The following is a 14,878-nucleotide window of genomic DNA, read 5'->3' on the forward strand; positions in this document are numbered from 1 at the left end:
TCACCTTTATTTCCTGATAGGCAGGTAAACCGAGAACTCGGTATGACCTGGCCAACTGGTAAATTCAATTTTGCCTGAATGCTGATCAATCAAATTACGGGCGATGGATAAGCCAAGCCCGGTGCCACCTTCGCGGCCGCTGACCATCGGGTAAAATAGCGTATCCTGCAAATGAGGCGGAATGCCCGGCCCGTTATCTTCCACATCAATCCGCGCCGCCAGCCGATAGCGTTCGCCGTGTAAGGTCAGTTGAAACGCGGTGCGGGTACGCAGAATGATTTCACCACCCTCCGGCCCCAGCGCCTGTAGCGCATTGCGCACAATATTCAGCAGCACTTGCTCAATTTGATCCGGGTCGTGCGCCAGTTCCGGCAGGCTGGGGTCGTAATCACGAATCAACCGCACGTTGTCAGGCAGTTCCATCGACACCAGCGTCACCACGCGTTCAGCCACTTTGTGAATACTTTCGGTAACGCGCGTACCGGGCAGCTGCGGCCCCAACAGACGGTCGACCAGATTTCGCAGCCGGTCCGCTTGTTCGATAATCACTTTGGTATATTCCAGCAGTGACGGGTCAGGTAATGCTTTGCTGAGCAGCTGCGCCGCGCCACGTAAACCGCCAAGCGGATTTTTAATCTCATGCGCAAGGCCACGTACTAAATCACGGGCAGCAACCTGCTGGGCGTGTTGTAGCTGTTCCTGACTTAAGCGGCGTTGGTTATCCATCGGTGCCATCTCCAGCAGGATCATGCCGTCTGGCATGCGCTGAGCCGTCACAGAAAGGATATGCGAGCGACCGTCGATGACCAGCGTCACTTCGTTATCGGTAAAACCTTGTCCCGCCTCCAGACTTTCTTGCATCAGCTCGATATTTAATGAGAAGTAGCTCAACAGTTCCGGTAATGGCGTACCAAACAATTTGCGGGAGCTTTGGGCGAGCAGTTGTTGCGCGGCGGGGTTGGCGTAATGGATCGCCAGATTGTCATCAATTAACAAAATACTGTTAATCAGCGAGTTGAGGATCTGCCCAGCATCGGGCTGCGTGCCTGTTGCCATAAAGCAGTCTCCTGAACAGGTTGCACCATTTTAGTGCATTATAGCTTTTTACGGATAAAAAGCGCGAAGCATCACAGAAGTTACGGAGAAAAAAGCCCATGCAGAGATGGGCTACAGATAGCTGACAAACTTCACGTTGAAGAGCGACTTCACCTGCTCCGGCCTACCACATCATCACCGTGTAGGCCGGATAAGACGCATTTGCGTCGCATCCGGCGTGATGTGCTTGCCATCGATCCCAAGCCTGCCAGAGACAGGCGAAAAGTTTCCACGGCAACTAAAACACTTAGACGCTGTAGTACAGCTCAAACTCTACCGGATGCGGAGTCATACGCACGCGGTCATCTTCTTCGCGACGCAGAGCGATGTACGCATCGATCGCTTCATCAGTGAACACGCCACCGGCTTTCAGGAACTCGCGGTCCAGATCCAGTTCGTTCAGTGCTTCTTCCAGAGAGCCTGCAACCTGTGGGATCTCTTTCGCTTCTTCTGGCGGCAGGTCATACAGGTTTTTGTCCATGGCTTCGCCCGGATGGATCTTGTTTTTGATGCCATCAAGACCGGCCATCAGCAGGGCAGCAAAGCACAGGTACGGGTTAGCCGCCGGGTCCGGGAAACGGACTTCGATACGACGTGCTTTCGGAGAAGAAACCACCGGAATACGGATAGACGCAGAACGGTTACGCGCAGAGTAAGCCAGCATGACCGGTGCTTCGTAGCCCGGGACCAGACGCTTATAAGAGTTGGTGGTCGGGTTTGCCAGGGCGTTAATCGCTTTAGCGTGTTTGATTACGCCGCCAATGTAGTACAGCGCCTGTTCAGACAGACCTGCGTATTTGTCGCCCGCGAACAGGTTAACGCCGTTTTTAGACAGCGACATGTGGCAGTGCATACCGGAGCCGTTATCACCGAACATCGGTTTTGGCATAAAGGTCGCGGTTTTACCGAAGCGGTGCGCTACGTTGTGCACAACATATTTGTAGATCTGAATTTCGTCAGCTTTTTTGGTCATGGTATTGAAGCGGGTAGCCACTTCGTTCTGACCAGCAGTCGCTACTTCGTGGTGATGGGCTTCAACCACCAGACCCATCTGTTCCATCACCAGACACATTTCAGAACGGATATCCTGAGCAGAGTCTACTGGTGGCACCGGGAAGTAACCGCCTTTCACTGCCGGACGGTGACCTTTGTTACCACCTTCGTATTGGGTGGAGGAGTTCCATGCGCCTTCGATATCGTCGATAGCAACGTGAGAACCGGAGATAGATGATCCGAAACGGATGTCATCGAACAGGAAGAATTCAGGTTCTGGCCCGAACAGTACGGTGTCGGCAATGCCAGTAGAACGCAGGTAATCTTCAGCGCGCTTCGCGATGGAGCGCGGGTCACGGTCATAGCCTTGCAGGGTGCCAGGTTCAAGGATGTCGCAACGGATAATCAGGGTAGAGTCGGCGAAGAACGGGTCAATCACTGCGGTGGATGCGTCTGGCATCAGCACCATGTCGGATTCGTTAATGCCTTTCCAGCCGCCAATCGAGGAGCCGTCAAACATTTTGCCTTCTTCGAAGAATTCAGCATTCACCTGATGAGCAGGGATAGTGACGTGCTGTTCTTTACCTTTGGTATCGGTGAAGCGCAAATCAACAAACTTCACTTCGTGCTCGTTCAGCATCGTCAGTACGTGTTCAGCGGACATACTTTAACTCTCCTGGATTGGTCATTGTCGTCGTGGTAACGAAATCTGCAATTATTTTGGCCGTGTCGCCGTAAAAAAGATAAAGCGAAATCTGTGCCAACTTTTAAATTGCCCCTAAAAGGCGTTATCATGCTTAACATCGTGCAAAAGGGCTGCACCATGATGTGAATGTTGCACCAATATAGTGCTTCAATGGAAACATTAAGCACCATGTTGGTGCAATGACCTTTGGATAACCCTTTTTATGCTCCGTGAAAGCGATCACAAAGGGACTCTGCAATACTTGTTTGCGGAGGATGTTTGTGATCCTGTTTTGTAGTGCGATTAATCCGTGTACAATAACGCGCTATTTCTAATGCCTGAGGCAAAGTTGTGATCGAAAAATTGCGTAATATCGCCATCATCGCGCACGTCGACCATGGTAAAACCACCCTGGTAGACAAGCTGCTCCAACAATCCGGTACGTTCGACTCTCGTGCCGAAACCCAAGAGCGCGTGATGGACTCCAACGATTTGGAGAAAGAGCGTGGGATTACCATCCTCGCGAAAAACACCGCTATCAAATGGAATGATTACCGTATCAATATCGTTGATACCCCGGGGCACGCCGACTTCGGTGGTGAAGTTGAACGTGTAATGTCCATGGTAGACTCAGTGCTGCTGGTGGTTGACGCATTTGACGGCCCGATGCCGCAAACGCGCTTCGTAACCAAAAAAGCGTTTGCTTACGGCCTGAAGCCGATTGTTGTTATCAACAAAGTTGACCGCCCTGGCGCGCGTCCTGACTGGGTTGTGGATCAGGTATTCGACCTGTTCGTAAACCTCGATGCGACCGACGAGCAGCTGGACTTCCCGATCGTTTACGCTTCTGCGCTGAACGGTATCGCGGGTCTGGACCATGAAGATATGGCGGAAGACATGACCCCGCTGTATCAGGCGATTATTGACCACGTTCCTGCGCCGGACGTAGACCTTGACGGTCCGTTCCAGATGCAGATTTCTCAGCTCGATTACAACAGCTATGTTGGTGTTATCGGCATTGGCCGCATCAAGCGCGGTAAAGTGAAGCCGAACCAGCAAGTTACTATCATCGATAGCGAAGGCAAAACCCGCAACGCGAAAGTCGGTAAAGTGCTGGGCCACCTCGGTCTGGAACGTATCGAAACCGATCTGGCGGAAGCTGGCGATATCGTGGCGATCACGGGCCTGGGCGAACTGAACATTTCTGACACCGTTTGCGACACGCAAAATGTTGAAGCGCTGCCGGCACTCTCCGTTGATGAGCCGACCGTTTCTATGTTCTTCTGCGTTAACACCTCGCCGTTCTGCGGTAAAGAAGGTAAGTTCGTAACGTCTCGTCAGATCCTGGACCGTCTGAACAAAGAACTGGTACACAACGTTGCGCTGCGCGTAGAAGAAACCGAAGACGCCGATGCGTTCCGCGTTTCTGGTCGTGGCGAACTGCACCTGTCTGTTCTGATCGAAAACATGCGTCGTGAAGGTTTCGAACTGGCGGTATCCCGTCCGAAAGTTATCTTCCGTGAAATCGACGGCCGTAAACAAGAGCCGTATGAAAACGTGACTCTGGACGTTGAAGAACAGCATCAGGGTTCTGTGATGCAGGCGCTGGGCGAACGTAAAGGCGACCTGAAAAACATGAATCCAGACGGTAAAGGCCGCGTACGTCTCGACTACGTGATCCCAAGCCGTGGTCTGATCGGCTTCCGTTCTGAGTTCATGACCATGACTTCCGGTACAGGTCTGCTGTACTCCACCTTCAGCCACTACGACGACGTTCGTCCGGGTGAAGTAGGTCAGCGTCAGAACGGCGTACTGATCTCTAACGGTCAGGGTAAAGCGGTTGCGTTCGCGCTGTTCGGTCTGCAGGATCGCGGTAAGCTGTTCCTCGGTCACGGTGCAGAAGTTTACGAAGGTCAGATTATCGGTATTCACAGCCGCTCTAACGACCTGACTGTAAACTGCCTGACCGGTAAGAAACTGACCAACATGCGTGCTTCCGGTACTGACGAAGCCGTTGTTCTGGTTCCGCCTATCCGCATGACTCTGGAACAAGCTCTGGAGTTCATCGATGATGACGAACTGGTAGAAGTGACTCCGACCTCTATCCGTATTCGTAAACGTCACCTGACGGAAAACGATCGTCGTCGCGCTAACCGCGCACCGAAAGACGATTAATTTCGTTTTTTAGTCATAAAAAACCTGCCAGCGATGGCAGGTTTTTTTTTGCCTGTCGTGAGCGCTCACCAATGCGAGTATCTCCCTTATAAGTCTGTGGTTACGTCAATAGAGAGCTTTGTCACAATTATCTGCAAAGTCATACGCCGTTAATTGCTTTCTTTTTTGGCGTAAGCGTAAGATGCCTCATCTGGTTTAAACCAAAAGGATTAAACAATGGCGGGAAATCAATCCACCGTAGAAAATGCAAAAGAGAAACTGGATCGGTGGTTGAAAGATGGCATCACCACGCCGGGTGGAAAACTCCCTTCAGAAAGAGAGCTGGGAGAGCTGCTGGGCATTAAACGTATGACGCTGCGCCAGGCGTTGTTGAACCTCGAGGCAGAATCCAAAATCTTCCGTAAGGATCGTAAAGGTTGGTTCGTGACTCAACCGCGATTTAATTACAGCCCGGAGCTGTCGGCGAGCTTTCAGCGGGCCGCTATTGAACAAGGGCGGGAACCTTCCTGGGGATTTACTGAGAAAAAACGTACCCGCGACATTCCTGAAACGCTCATGCCACTGATTGCAGTGACGCCGTCAACCGAACTCTACCGCATTACCGGTTGGGGGGCGCTGGAAGGACATAAAGTTTTCTATCACGAAACGTATATTAATCCTGAAGTTGCCCCAGGTTTTACTGAGCAACTTGAAAACCACTCATTTTCTGCAGTCTGGGAAAAGTGCTACCAAAAAGAGACGGTAGTAAAAAAATTGATTTTCAAACCCGTCAGAATGCCGGGCGATATCAGCAAGTATCTTGGCGGTTCTGCGGGTATGCCTGCGATCTTAATTGAAAAGCATCGCGCTGACCAGCAAGGCAATATTGTCCAGATAGATATTGAATATTGGCGATTTGAGGCCGTAGACCTCATCATTAATCTGTAGGTGTTTTATGGTGACAATAAATAACGCAAGAAAGATTCTACAACGTGTCGACACTCTTCCTCTTTATTTACATGCCTATGCCTTTCATTTAAATATGCGGCTGGAAAGAGTGTTGCCTGCTGATTTACTTGATATCGCGAGTGAAAATAATCTGCGGGGCGTCAAAATTCATGTTCTGGATGGCGAACGTTTTTCTCTTGGTAATATGGACGATAAAGAACTCTCTGCCTTTGGGGATAAAGCCCGCCGTCTGAATCTTGATATTCATATGGAAACTAGCGCCTCAGATAAGGCATCTATTGACGAAGCCGTCGCCATCGCGTTGAAAACCGGGGCATCGTCCGTACGTTTTTATCCACGTTATGAAGGTAATTTGCGCGACGTATTATCGATCATCGCTAACGATATTGCCTATGTACGGGAAACGTATCAGGACAGCGGCCTGACTTTTACGATCGAGCAGCATGAAGATTTAAAAAGCCATGAGCTGGTGTCGCTGGTCAAAGAAAGTGAGATGGAATCTCTTTCCTTACTGTTTGATTTTGCGAACATGATCAATGCTAATGAGCATCCCATGGACGCTTTAAAAACGATGGCGCCGCATATTACCCAGGTGCATATCAAAGATGCATTGATTGTTAAAGAACAGGGTGGTCTGGGCCATAAAGCCTGTATTTCAGGTCAGGGAGATATGCCATTCAAAGCGTTATTAACGCACCTTATCTGCCTGGGCGATGATGAGCCGCAGGTGACGGCATATGGCCTGGAAGAAGAGGTTGATTATTATGCTCCGGCGTTCCGCTTTGAAGACGAAGATGATAATCCGTGGATCCCTTATCGCCAGATGAGTGAAACACCGTTGCCAGAAAAACATTTACTGGATGCGCGGTTACGTAAAGAAAAAGAAGATGCAATTAATCAGATAAATCATGTGCGTAACGTACTACAACAAATCAAACAAGAGGCAAGCCATCTTCTGAACCACTAATAAGTTTTAACCCATACGCAGTTAATAAAACCATTCCATAAGAATGGTCGATATCTTATTGCCTTTAAAACAGTGATTTTAAAAATCGCTTAGGGGATGTTATGCTCACGAAAAAGAAATGGGCGTTATTTAGTCTATTAACACTGTGTGGCGGTACAATTTATAAATTACCGTCGCTGAAAGATGCGTTTTATATCCCGATGCAGGAATATTTCCATTTGACTAATGGTCAAATTGGTAATGCTATGTCGGTAAACTCATTTGTCACCACAGTGGGCTTTTTTCTGTCTATTTATTTTGCCGATAAACTACCGCGCAGATACACCATGTCATTCTCCCTCATTGCGACGGGATTACTGGGTGTTTATTTGACGACAATGCCAGGTTATTGGGGCATCCTCTTTGTCTGGGCGCTATTTGGCGTTACCTGCGACATGATGAACTGGCCTGTCTTGCTCAAGTCAGTAAGTCGATTGGGCAATAGCGAACAACAAGGTCGTTTGTTTGGCTTCTTCGAAACAGGGCGTGGCATTGTTGATACCGTGGTGGCATTTTCTGCGTTGGCAGTATTTACCTGGTTTGGCAGTGGCTTGTTGGGCTTTAAAGCGGGTATCTGGTTCTATTCCCTTATTGTGATTGCCGTGGGCATTATCATTTTCTTTGTACTGAATGACAAAGAAGAGGCACCGTCCGTGGAGGCGAAAAAAGAAGACGAAGCATCGCAAAACACCAGTATGACCTCGGTGCTGAAAGACAAAACCATCTGGCTTATCGCTTTCAACGTCTTCTTCGTTTACGCGGTTTACTGTGGCCTGACGTTCTTCATTCCATTCCTGAAAAACATCTATCTACTGCCCGTTGCGCTGGTGGGGGCTTACGGCATCATTAACCAATACTGTCTGAAAATGATCGGTGGACCGATTGGTGGCATGATTTCAGATAAGATTCTGAAATCACCGAGTAAATATCTATGCTACACCTTTATCATCAGTACCGTTGCGCTCGTACTGTTGATTATGCTGCCGCACGAAAGCATGCCGGTCTATTTAGGGATGGCATGTACGCTGGGCTTTGGTGCGATAGTCTTTACACAGCGAGCCGTATTCTTTGCACCTATCGGCGAAGCAAAAATTGCTGAAAATAAAACAGGCGCGGCGATGGCGTTGGGTAGCTTTATTGGTTACGCCCCGGCGATGTTCTGCTTCAGTCTGTATGGCTACATTCTGGATTTAAATCCGGGGATTATTGGCTACAAAATCGTGTTTGGCATTATGGCCTGCTTCGCATTCTGTGGTGCGGTGGTTTCCGTAATGCTGGTTAAGCGAATTAGTCAACGTAAGAAAGAGATGCTGGCGGCTGAAGCTTGATTAATGGCCGGATGTGTTTAATCCGGCCATTGAAAACAATACCAGCCTTATCAACCGTAGCCCGTATCCAGCAAAACAAAATTTTTTGCACCAGACTGATTGAGCTGGCCCTTGGGACGACTGTTTTGTCTTTTATGACGGGATGAAGGTTAAGTTACTGTGGCCTGGTAAACTCGTGATGACCATGACTTCTTCTGCAAACAGTCTGGTGGTATTTGATAAACAGCCCGATGCCACCTGTGTTAATCCACTTACCCAGGCAACTAAGGCCGGAATTAGCGGCACCAGATAAGCCACTGCTCATTGAAACCCATTGGCAATTTACACCTGAATCTTAACCATTCATCTATTGCGAAAAAGCCAGTGAAATTACTCTGCTTTTTCGCAATCAGCATCACAAGATTACCCTTATTGTCACATAGCCAAACCCATCCTTTCCCGCTACAGTTAATTTCTTGTGGCGAGAAAGGAGGCAAAAATGCTCTATATCTTTGATTTAGGTAATGTGATTGTCGATATCGACTTTAACCGTGTGCTGGGAACCTGGAGCGATTTAACGCGTATTCCGCTGGCATCGCTTAAGAAGAGTTTTCATATGGGGGAGGCGTTTCATCAGCATGAGCGCGGGGAAATTAGCGACGAAGCGTTCGCAGAGGCGATGTGCCATGAGATGGCTCTACCGCTAAGCTACGAGCAGTTCTCCCACGGCTGGCAGGCGGTGTTTGTCGCGCTGCGCCCGGAAGTGATCGCCATCATGCATAAACTGCGTGAGCAGGGGCATCGCGTGGTGGTGCTTTCCAATACCAACCGCCTGCATACCAGCTTTTGGCCGGAGGAATACCCGGAAATCCGTGATGCTGCTGACCATATCTATCTTTCGCAAGATCTGGGCATGCGCAAACCTGAAGCACGAATTTACCAGCATGTTTTACAGGTGGAAGGTTTTTCACCCAGCGATACAGTCTTTTTCGACGATAACGCCGATAATATAGAAGGAGCAAATCAGCTAGGCATTACCAGTATTCTGGTGAAAGATAAAACCACCATCCCGGACTATTTCGCGAAGGTGTTATGCTAAAAACCATCCATGAAAAAGCCAGGTATCGTACCCGTCCGCTATGGGCCTGGCTGAAACTACTCTGGCAACGCATTAATGAGGACAACATGACCACCCTGGCAGGTAATCTTGCCTATGTGTCGTTGCTCTCATTAGTGCCGCTGGTTGCCGTTGTTTTTGCGCTTTTCGCCGCTTTTCCCATGTTTTCCGACGTCAGCATTCAGTTGCGTCACTTTATTTTTGCCAACTTTCTGCCTGCCACTGGCGACGTTATCCAGCAATATATTGAACAGTTTGTTGCCAATTCCAACAAGATGACCGCCGTCGGGGCATGTGGCCTGATCGTCACGGCGTTATTGTTGATGTATTCCATTGATAGTGCATTGAATGCCATCTGGCGAAGTAAACGGGTACGGCCAAAAATTTACTCTTTTGCTGTGTACTGGATGATCCTGACGTTAGGGCCGCTGTTGGCGGGGGCCAGTCTGGCGATCAGTTCCTATCTGCTCTCCCTGCGCTGGGCGAGCGATCTCAATACTGTCATCGACAATGTGCTGCGTATTTTTCCGCTGCTGTTGTCGTGGATCTCCTTTTGGTTGCTTTACAGCATCGTTCCCACCATCCGCGTACCCAACCGCGACGCGATTGTCGGCGCGTTTGTTGCTGCGCTCCTGTTCGAAGCAGGAAAGAAAGGTTTCGCGCTTTATATCACCATGTTCCCGTCATATCAGCTCATTTACGGCGTGCTGGCGGTGATACCCATTCTCTTTGTCTGGGTCTACTGGACATGGTGTATCGTCTTGCTTGGCGCGGAAATTACTGTCACTCTCGGGGAATACCGCAAACTAAAACAAGCAGCTGAACAAGAAGAAGACGACGAACCATGATTGCATTAATTCAACGCGTAACCCGTGCCAGCGTCACCGTGGAGGGAGAAGTGACGGGCGAAATTGGCGCGGGACTTTTGGTGTTATTGGGTGTCGAAAAGGATGACGACGAACAGAAAGCAAACCGTCTGTGCGAGCGTGTGCTCGGCTATCGCATTTTTAGCGATGCCGAAGGCAAGATGAATCTCAACGTGCAACAGGCGGGCGGCAGTGTGCTGGTGGTTTCCCAGTTTACCCTTGCCGCAGATACCGAACGAGGGATGCGCCCAAGCTTCTCCAAAGGCGCATCACCGGATCGCGCAGAGGCGTTATATGACTATTTCGTCGAACGCTGCCGTCAGCAGGAGATGAACACGCAAACAGGACGCTTCGCTGCGGATATGCAGGTATCGCTGGTCAATGATGGTCCCGTGACATTCTGGTTGCAGGTATGAGCCAGCTTCCAGGGGTGTCACGGGAAACAAGAGAGAGTATCGCTATGTATCACCTTCGGGTTCCACAAACAGAAGAAGAATTAGAGCGCTACTATCAGTTCCGCTGGGAGATGTTGCGTAAACCCCTGCATCAACCAAAAGGTTCGGAACGCGACGCGTGGGATGCGATGGCGCATCACCAGATGGTCGTCGACGAGCAGGGTAATCTGGTGGCAGTAGGGCGGCTGTATATTAATGCCGATAACGAAGCGTCCATTCGCTTTATGGCCGTTCATCCCGACGTGCAGGACAAAGGGCTGGGAACGCTGATGGCGATGACCCTGGAGTCTGTAGCGCGCCAGGAAGGCGTTAAGCGCGTGACCTGTAGCGCCCGTGAAGACGCGGTAGAGTTTTTTGCCAAGCTGGGGTTTGTTAATCAGGGAGAAATCACCACACCAACCACCACGCCGATTCGCCATTTTTTGATGATTAAACCTGTCGCCACTCTGGATGATATTTTGCATCGCGGTGACTGGTGCGCGCAGCTGCAACAGGCGTGGTATGAACATATCCCGCTTAGTGAAAAAATGGGCGTGCGCATTCAGCAATATACCGGGCAAAAATTTATCACCACCATGCCGGAAACCGGCAATCAGAACCCGCATCATACGTTGTTTGCCGGGAGTTTATTCTCGCTGGCTACGCTCACCGGTTGGGGGCTTATCTGGTTGATGCTGCGCGAACGCCATCTCGGTGGAACGATTATTCTGGCGGATGCGCATATCCGCTATAGCAAACCGATTAGCGGTAAACCGCATGCGGTAGCCGACCTCGGTGCGTTAAGCGGCGATCTCGACCGTCTGGCGCGCGGACGAAAAGCGCGCGTGCAGATGCAGGTCGAAATCTTTGGCGATGAGACGCCGGGTGCAGTGTTTGAAGGCACGTATATCGTTCTGCCCGCGAAGCCATTTGGCCCGTATGAAGAGGGCGGGAACGAAGAAGAGTAGGGGCGTTTTAATTATCAATAAACGCTTCAGCCGGGAGATTAAAACGCTCGCTTAACGCCTTGATATGACGAACGGTGAGCGCCCGGCGACCATTAAGAATATTACTCACATTGGATTTAGAGCCAAGTTCTTGTGCCAAATCAGCCGCCTTAAGCCCATGTTGATCCATGAGGATCCGTAACAGACTTACGCCGCGTGGGGTCGATGCTAACCGCTGATTGAAATGCTGAAATTCCGGAGCGTTATTTTCATATTTGCGGATCCGCGCGCTGAGCAATTCAAATAAAGGGTTTTCCAGATCGTCACGATCGACTAAAAACTCGATCAGTTTCAGCGCATTATGGTATTCCTCTTGATCTGCTTTAGGGCCACATAATGGGATGCCTTTTACTGCGTGGGCGAAGGTACTGACGAGCGTTTCAAAATTGGCCGAGTCTTCTGCTGGTGTGTGATGTGTTCTCATTTTTATGGCTCCGATACCAGGTGGTGAGTCGGTCGTATTCATTGTGGGTAACAATATGTTTGACAAAACATTTTTGGAGCCTGAAATCTATATAGGCTATAAGTCGTAAATGATTGCCTGCAATATTAATCACCCACCATTTATCTCTGTACTTAAAGTTATCCAGAGAGGAAATATATCTTTTCATCTCACCCGGATCGCTAAACGTTGTTTTTTCAAGAAGATTTAATAAATCAATAAGGGCATCTTCATAAAGTGGAAAACGTTTTATCGCCTCGTTAAAAGGCTTGTGGCTGATAACATGCATGGTGTAATTCCATTACGAGTTTTCAACCTGAAAACACTGTAAGGCAGACCTGTGATGTTTTCAAGTTGAAAATAATTTTTATCTGAATCCGGAGCTACCTTCCCGCTCTCCAGGCCACATCCCGTAGCGCCGTACGCGCGGCCTCGCTGATACCACCTAACTGAAAAAATCCGTGGATAACGCCAGGGTAGCGTTGGCAGGTACATTGCACTCCTTGCTCGGTCATGTGGTGATACAACGCTTCGCCTTCATCACAAAGCGGATCATATTCTGCGGTAATGATATGAACAGTCGGCAAGCCATTAAAATCATCGCGCCATAGAGGACTGGCTTCAGGATGCTTGCGATCAATATCTGGCAGGTACATCTCAAAGCCGCTCAGTAGAGTATCGCGTGTAATGATGTAATCGTGACCATTGCGTATGTAGCTTTCGAAATGCGCAGTCGCATCAAGCATGGGATAAATTAAGATGAGTTGTGCTGGTTGCCACTCGCCAGCACGCTTTAATCGCAAAGCAGTTACCAGCGCCAGATGTCCGCCCGCACTGTCACCGGCAAGAGTTATCCGTTGTTTATCAACGCCGAGTCGTTCGGCGTGTTGCCAGACTAATTCTGCACCTCGTTGCGCATCATCATGGGCGGCGGGGAAAGTATGTTCCGGTGCCAGCCGATACTGGACGGCAATAACACGACATTGCCCGTAATAGGCTAACTGGCGCAGCTGGTTGTCGTGAGTTGCGAACCCGCCGCTAACAAAACAGCCACTGTAGTAATAAATTATCGTCGGGAGTAATGTCGGGGCATTCAGCGGTGACACTATTCGTAAGGTCATCCCTTCAAGTTCGATAGTCTGAATATCTACCCGCGTTTCTGTCTCACCCGCAAGGACAGCGCTGGCGATATAGCCCTCCCTGCGCTGCGCAATACTTTGTTGACGCGATGAGGGGCGACCCGCAGCGATAAATTCTTCGACTAACTCTGCAATTCCTTTTTCCAGTGTCATAGTAGAACTCATTTTGCTGTATGAATGTACAGTTTTATACACCCGTTTTTGCTGGATGGATACAGGGAAATTCACGGGCGTGAAAAATCTGGAAAGCGTCTCGCAAATGTAAAGACAAACCCGGCAGAGACATGGTTTTGCTGGAGCACTATCAGTAAGCTAGTGGTTTCAAGGGTACGTCAATGACGTACAAAAATGATTGTTAGTCTAAGCCAATGGCGTATAGTTTTGCTTTAACAAAAAGGCAGTAAAGATCTCAAAAATTAATCGTTGGTGGTAAATGGATAAGGCACTTTTTGAGCGGTTGACTCACAGCATGACCCAGATGAATGAAATTATTGAAGGAACGCGACAGCCTTCACGGACTTTTGAAATTGATGCTATGAAAATCAAAGAAATACGCCGCGCTTCAGGGTTGTCACAATCTAAATTTGCCGATCTTATTTCCGTAAGCGTAGACACGTTGCGTAACTGGGAGCAGGGGCGGCGTTCACCGACCGGGCCTGCAAAGGCTTTGCTGCGAGCGATTGCCAATGATCCGCAACATGTGCTGCAAGCACTTAACCGTTAGAGGCATGGTTATGCCATACAGAAAGCACCAGCATTCAGAACTCCTATGAAAGCGGCATAGTGCCGCCTGCTCAGGAGTTTTGCTATGACCCGTAATCGTGCTGAACGTCGCCATCATATGGCGCGATTAAAAAAAATCCGCCGTCGTTATCGCACAGCAGGCGATGGAAGCAAAAAAGCATCAGGTGTTTGCTTTCGTACTCCCTGTATTTGTTCTTGTTGGATGTGTGGGCATCGACGCTATCATAATGGTCCCCGCATATCGGAAATTCGTGCAAAAGCACGCTATGCGAATTAAGGGAAAATGATGAACTATTTTAAGGAAGCACATTTTTAGAACTCTCAACAGGAGACTAAAAATGTCCACCTTTAATACGCGTAAAGATAGGGATCGTAATGGTAAAGCAAAGCCGCATAAGCATTCAGGGATCCCAACACTGACAGGTAAATGGCGTCACACTTCAATGGATTGTTGGGTAAACTACAGTACACCGGGTGATCATGAATGGAAGCGGCTCTATACTACGCTTCGCCGTCGTGCCGATGATCGACGCCAATGTTATCGGGTAATGAAGGGGAATGATCCGGAAGGAATCGTCTGGTTCCCGGACTGTTATCCACAAATTTACTACTACTAACAATTAAAGACCGGTTGGTGCGGCACTGACCGGTCAGTTATGAATGGTAGATTTCACTTTAAACCCTGGTGCGGTAAAGATGCTGACTTTTTTCGGGTACACCATCCTGATGAAGCAAATGAAGACCCAATCAAAAAAATATTCTTGAATATAAAATATTTATAGCTCCCATAATTCATCCTTATTATTTGTTGTCGCTTTTCTGTAGATGTGCCCCCGATTAATTAAAAGTAATAAACCATCCTGGGCTATAACTAAACCATTTTTGATTAACAATTGAAATAACTGCAACTATTACATTAT

16 protein-coding genes and 1 pseudogene are annotated in these 14,878 nt (G+C 49.0%); 12 read left to right on the forward strand and 5 right to left on the reverse strand.

The annotated features are described in order from the left end of the window. Positions 1-6 precede the first annotated feature (6 nt). A complete protein-coding gene (gene glnL, locus FEK43_RS18725; protein WP_000190577.1) occupies positions 7-1,056 on the reverse strand; it encodes a nitrogen regulation protein NR(II) in 1,050 nt (349 codons plus the stop codon). 286 nt (positions 1,057-1,342) lie between these two features. After that, the gene (glnA, locus tag FEK43_RS18735; RefSeq protein WP_001271717.1) at positions 1,343-2,752 is read right to left on the reverse strand and encodes a glutamate--ammonia ligase; all 1,410 of its coding nucleotides are present in this window, start codon (positions 2,750-2,752) and stop codon (positions 1,343-1,345) included. Between the two features lie 372 nt (positions 2,753-3,124). Here glnA and typA point away from each other — a divergent pair, with 372 nt between their 5' ends. The 9 genes and pseudogenes from typA to fabY all read left to right on the forward strand — a co-directional run bounded on the left by typA (position 3,125) and on the right by fabY (position 11,594). Beyond that, positions 3,125-4,948 carry a ribosome-dependent GTPase TypA gene (gene typA / locus FEK43_RS18740; protein ID WP_001514692.1) on the forward strand — a complete coding sequence of 608 codons (1,824 nt, stop codon included), beginning with the start codon at positions 3,125-3,127 and terminating at the stop codon, positions 4,946-4,948. Positions 4,949-5,164: 216 nt separating this feature from the next. Beyond that, entirely contained in the window at positions 5,165-5,875 is a 711-nt protein-coding gene (locus FEK43_RS18745) for a GntR family transcriptional regulator (protein WP_135408308.1), read from the forward strand. Between the two features lie 7 nt (positions 5,876-5,882). Further along, positions 5,883-6,863 carry a TIM barrel protein gene (locus FEK43_RS18750; RefSeq protein WP_135408306.1) on the forward strand — a complete coding sequence of 327 codons (981 nt, stop codon included), beginning with the start codon at positions 5,883-5,885 and terminating at the stop codon, positions 6,861-6,863. Positions 6,864-6,964: 101 nt separating this feature from the next. Next, entirely contained in the window at positions 6,965-8,230 is a 1,266-nt protein-coding gene (locus FEK43_RS18755; protein ID WP_131161456.1) for an MFS transporter, read from the forward strand. Positions 8,231-8,333: 103 nt separating this feature from the next. Continuing rightward, positions 8,334-8,568: pseudogene (locus tag FEK43_RS18760) on the forward strand (aldose 1-epimerase); the annotation flags it as partial. A 140-nt stretch (positions 8,569-8,708) separates the two neighbouring features. Further along, the gene (gene yihX, locus FEK43_RS18765; RefSeq protein WP_135408304.1) at positions 8,709-9,308 is read left to right on the forward strand and encodes a glucose-1-phosphatase; all 600 of its coding nucleotides are present in this window, start codon (positions 8,709-8,711) and stop codon (positions 9,306-9,308) included. Continuing rightward, positions 9,302-10,174: a virulence factor BrkB family protein gene (locus FEK43_RS18770; RefSeq protein ID WP_130209986.1), complete on the forward strand. Its 873-nt coding sequence runs from the start codon at positions 9,302-9,304 to the stop codon at positions 10,172-10,174. The genes yihX and FEK43_RS18770 overlap by 7 nt, the downstream gene beginning before the upstream one ends. Next, positions 10,171-10,608, forward strand: a complete 438-nt coding sequence (dtd, locus tag FEK43_RS18775) for a D-aminoacyl-tRNA deacylase (protein WP_000560983.1) — start codon at positions 10,171-10,173, stop codon at positions 10,606-10,608. The genes FEK43_RS18770 and dtd overlap by 4 nt, the downstream gene beginning before the upstream one ends. 44 nt (positions 10,609-10,652) lie before the next feature. After that, complete coding sequence (fabY, locus tag FEK43_RS18780; RefSeq protein ID WP_001297068.1) at positions 10,653-11,594, forward strand: fatty acid biosynthesis protein FabY; 942 nt, start codon at positions 10,653-10,655, stop codon at positions 11,592-11,594. Positions 11,595-11,601: 7 nt separating this feature from the next. Here fabY and FEK43_RS18785 read toward each other — a convergent pair whose 3' ends face one another. The 3 genes from FEK43_RS18785 to FEK43_RS18795 form a co-directional block, all read right to left on the reverse strand. Beyond that, positions 11,602-12,057 carry a helix-turn-helix domain-containing protein gene (locus tag FEK43_RS18785; RefSeq protein WP_130209988.1) on the reverse strand — a complete coding sequence of 152 codons (456 nt, stop codon included), beginning with the start codon at positions 12,055-12,057 and terminating at the stop codon, positions 11,602-11,604. Next, entirely contained in the window at positions 12,014-12,364 is a 351-nt protein-coding gene (locus FEK43_RS18790) for a type II toxin-antitoxin system HigB family toxin (RefSeq protein WP_130209990.1), read from the reverse strand. Before FEK43_RS18790 ends, FEK43_RS18785 begins: the two co-directional genes overlap by 44 nt. A gap of 94 nt (positions 12,365-12,458) precedes the next feature. Further along, complete coding sequence (locus tag FEK43_RS18795) at positions 12,459-13,367, reverse strand: alpha/beta hydrolase (RefSeq protein ID WP_135408302.1); 909 nt, start codon at positions 13,365-13,367, stop codon at positions 12,459-12,461. A 280-nt stretch (positions 13,368-13,647) separates the two neighbouring features. On the opposite strand from FEK43_RS18795, the gene nadS reads away from it, so the two are divergent. From nadS to FEK43_RS18810, 3 genes are all read left to right on the forward strand, one after another. Continuing rightward, positions 13,648-13,938 (forward strand): NadS family protein, encoded by a 291-nt coding sequence (gene nadS, locus FEK43_RS18800; protein WP_135408300.1) that lies wholly within the window; start codon positions 13,648-13,650, stop codon positions 13,936-13,938. A gap of 84 nt (positions 13,939-14,022) precedes the next feature. Then, positions 14,023-14,235: a hypothetical protein gene (locus FEK43_RS18805; protein WP_135559162.1), complete on the forward strand. Its 213-nt coding sequence runs from the start codon at positions 14,023-14,025 to the stop codon at positions 14,233-14,235. Between the two features lie 61 nt (positions 14,236-14,296). Further along, positions 14,297-14,575 (forward strand): hypothetical protein, encoded by a 279-nt coding sequence (locus tag FEK43_RS18810; RefSeq protein ID WP_135408298.1) that lies wholly within the window; start codon positions 14,297-14,299, stop codon positions 14,573-14,575. Positions 14,576-14,878: the final 303 nt, after the last annotated feature.

Origin of the sequence: Escherichia sp. E2562, assembly GCF_005781075.1 — a bacterium.
In the GTDB taxonomy this organism is placed as follows: domain Bacteria; phylum Pseudomonadota; class Gammaproteobacteria; order Enterobacterales; family Enterobacteriaceae; genus Escherichia.

What these genes read in the sequence shown, in the direction of transcription:
- glnL (WP_000190577.1), bottom strand. Translation starts at nt 1,056, where the DNA reads ATGGCAACAGGCACGCAGCCCGATGCTGGGCAGATCCTCAACTCGCTG.
- glnA (WP_001271717.1), bottom strand. Translation starts at nt 2,752, where the DNA reads ATGTCCGCTGAACACGTACTGACGATGCTGAACGAGCACGAAGTGAAG.
- FEK43_RS18745 (WP_135408308.1), top strand. Translation starts at nt 5,165, where the DNA reads ATGGCGGGAAATCAATCCACCGTAGAAAATGCAAAAGAGAAACTGGAT.
- FEK43_RS18750 (WP_135408306.1), top strand. Translation starts at nt 5,883, where the DNA reads ATGGTGACAATAAATAACGCAAGAAAGATTCTACAACGTGTCGACACT.
- FEK43_RS18755 (WP_131161456.1), top strand. Translation starts at nt 6,965, where the DNA reads ATGCTCACGAAAAAGAAATGGGCGTTATTTAGTCTATTAACACTGTGT.
- yihX (WP_135408304.1), top strand. Translation starts at nt 8,709, where the DNA reads ATGCTCTATATCTTTGATTTAGGTAATGTGATTGTCGATATCGACTTT.
- FEK43_RS18770 (WP_130209986.1), top strand. Translation starts at nt 9,302, where the DNA reads ATGCTAAAAACCATCCATGAAAAAGCCAGGTATCGTACCCGTCCGCTA.
- dtd (WP_000560983.1), top strand. Translation starts at nt 10,171, where the DNA reads ATGATTGCATTAATTCAACGCGTAACCCGTGCCAGCGTCACCGTGGAG.
- fabY (WP_001297068.1), top strand. Translation starts at nt 10,653, where the DNA reads ATGTATCACCTTCGGGTTCCACAAACAGAAGAAGAATTAGAGCGCTAC.
- FEK43_RS18785 (WP_130209988.1), bottom strand. Translation starts at nt 12,057, where the DNA reads ATGAGAACACATCACACACCAGCAGAAGACTCGGCCAATTTTGAAACG.
- FEK43_RS18790 (WP_130209990.1), bottom strand. Translation starts at nt 12,364, where the DNA reads ATGCATGTTATCAGCCACAAGCCTTTTAACGAGGCGATAAAACGTTTT.
- FEK43_RS18795 (WP_135408302.1), bottom strand. Translation starts at nt 13,367, where the DNA reads ATGACACTGGAAAAAGGAATTGCAGAGTTAGTCGAAGAATTTATCGCT.
- nadS (WP_135408300.1), top strand. Translation starts at nt 13,648, where the DNA reads ATGGATAAGGCACTTTTTGAGCGGTTGACTCACAGCATGACCCAGATG.
- FEK43_RS18805 (WP_135559162.1), top strand. Translation starts at nt 14,023, where the DNA reads ATGACCCGTAATCGTGCTGAACGTCGCCATCATATGGCGCGATTAAAA.
- FEK43_RS18810 (WP_135408298.1), top strand. Translation starts at nt 14,297, where the DNA reads ATGTCCACCTTTAATACGCGTAAAGATAGGGATCGTAATGGTAAAGCA.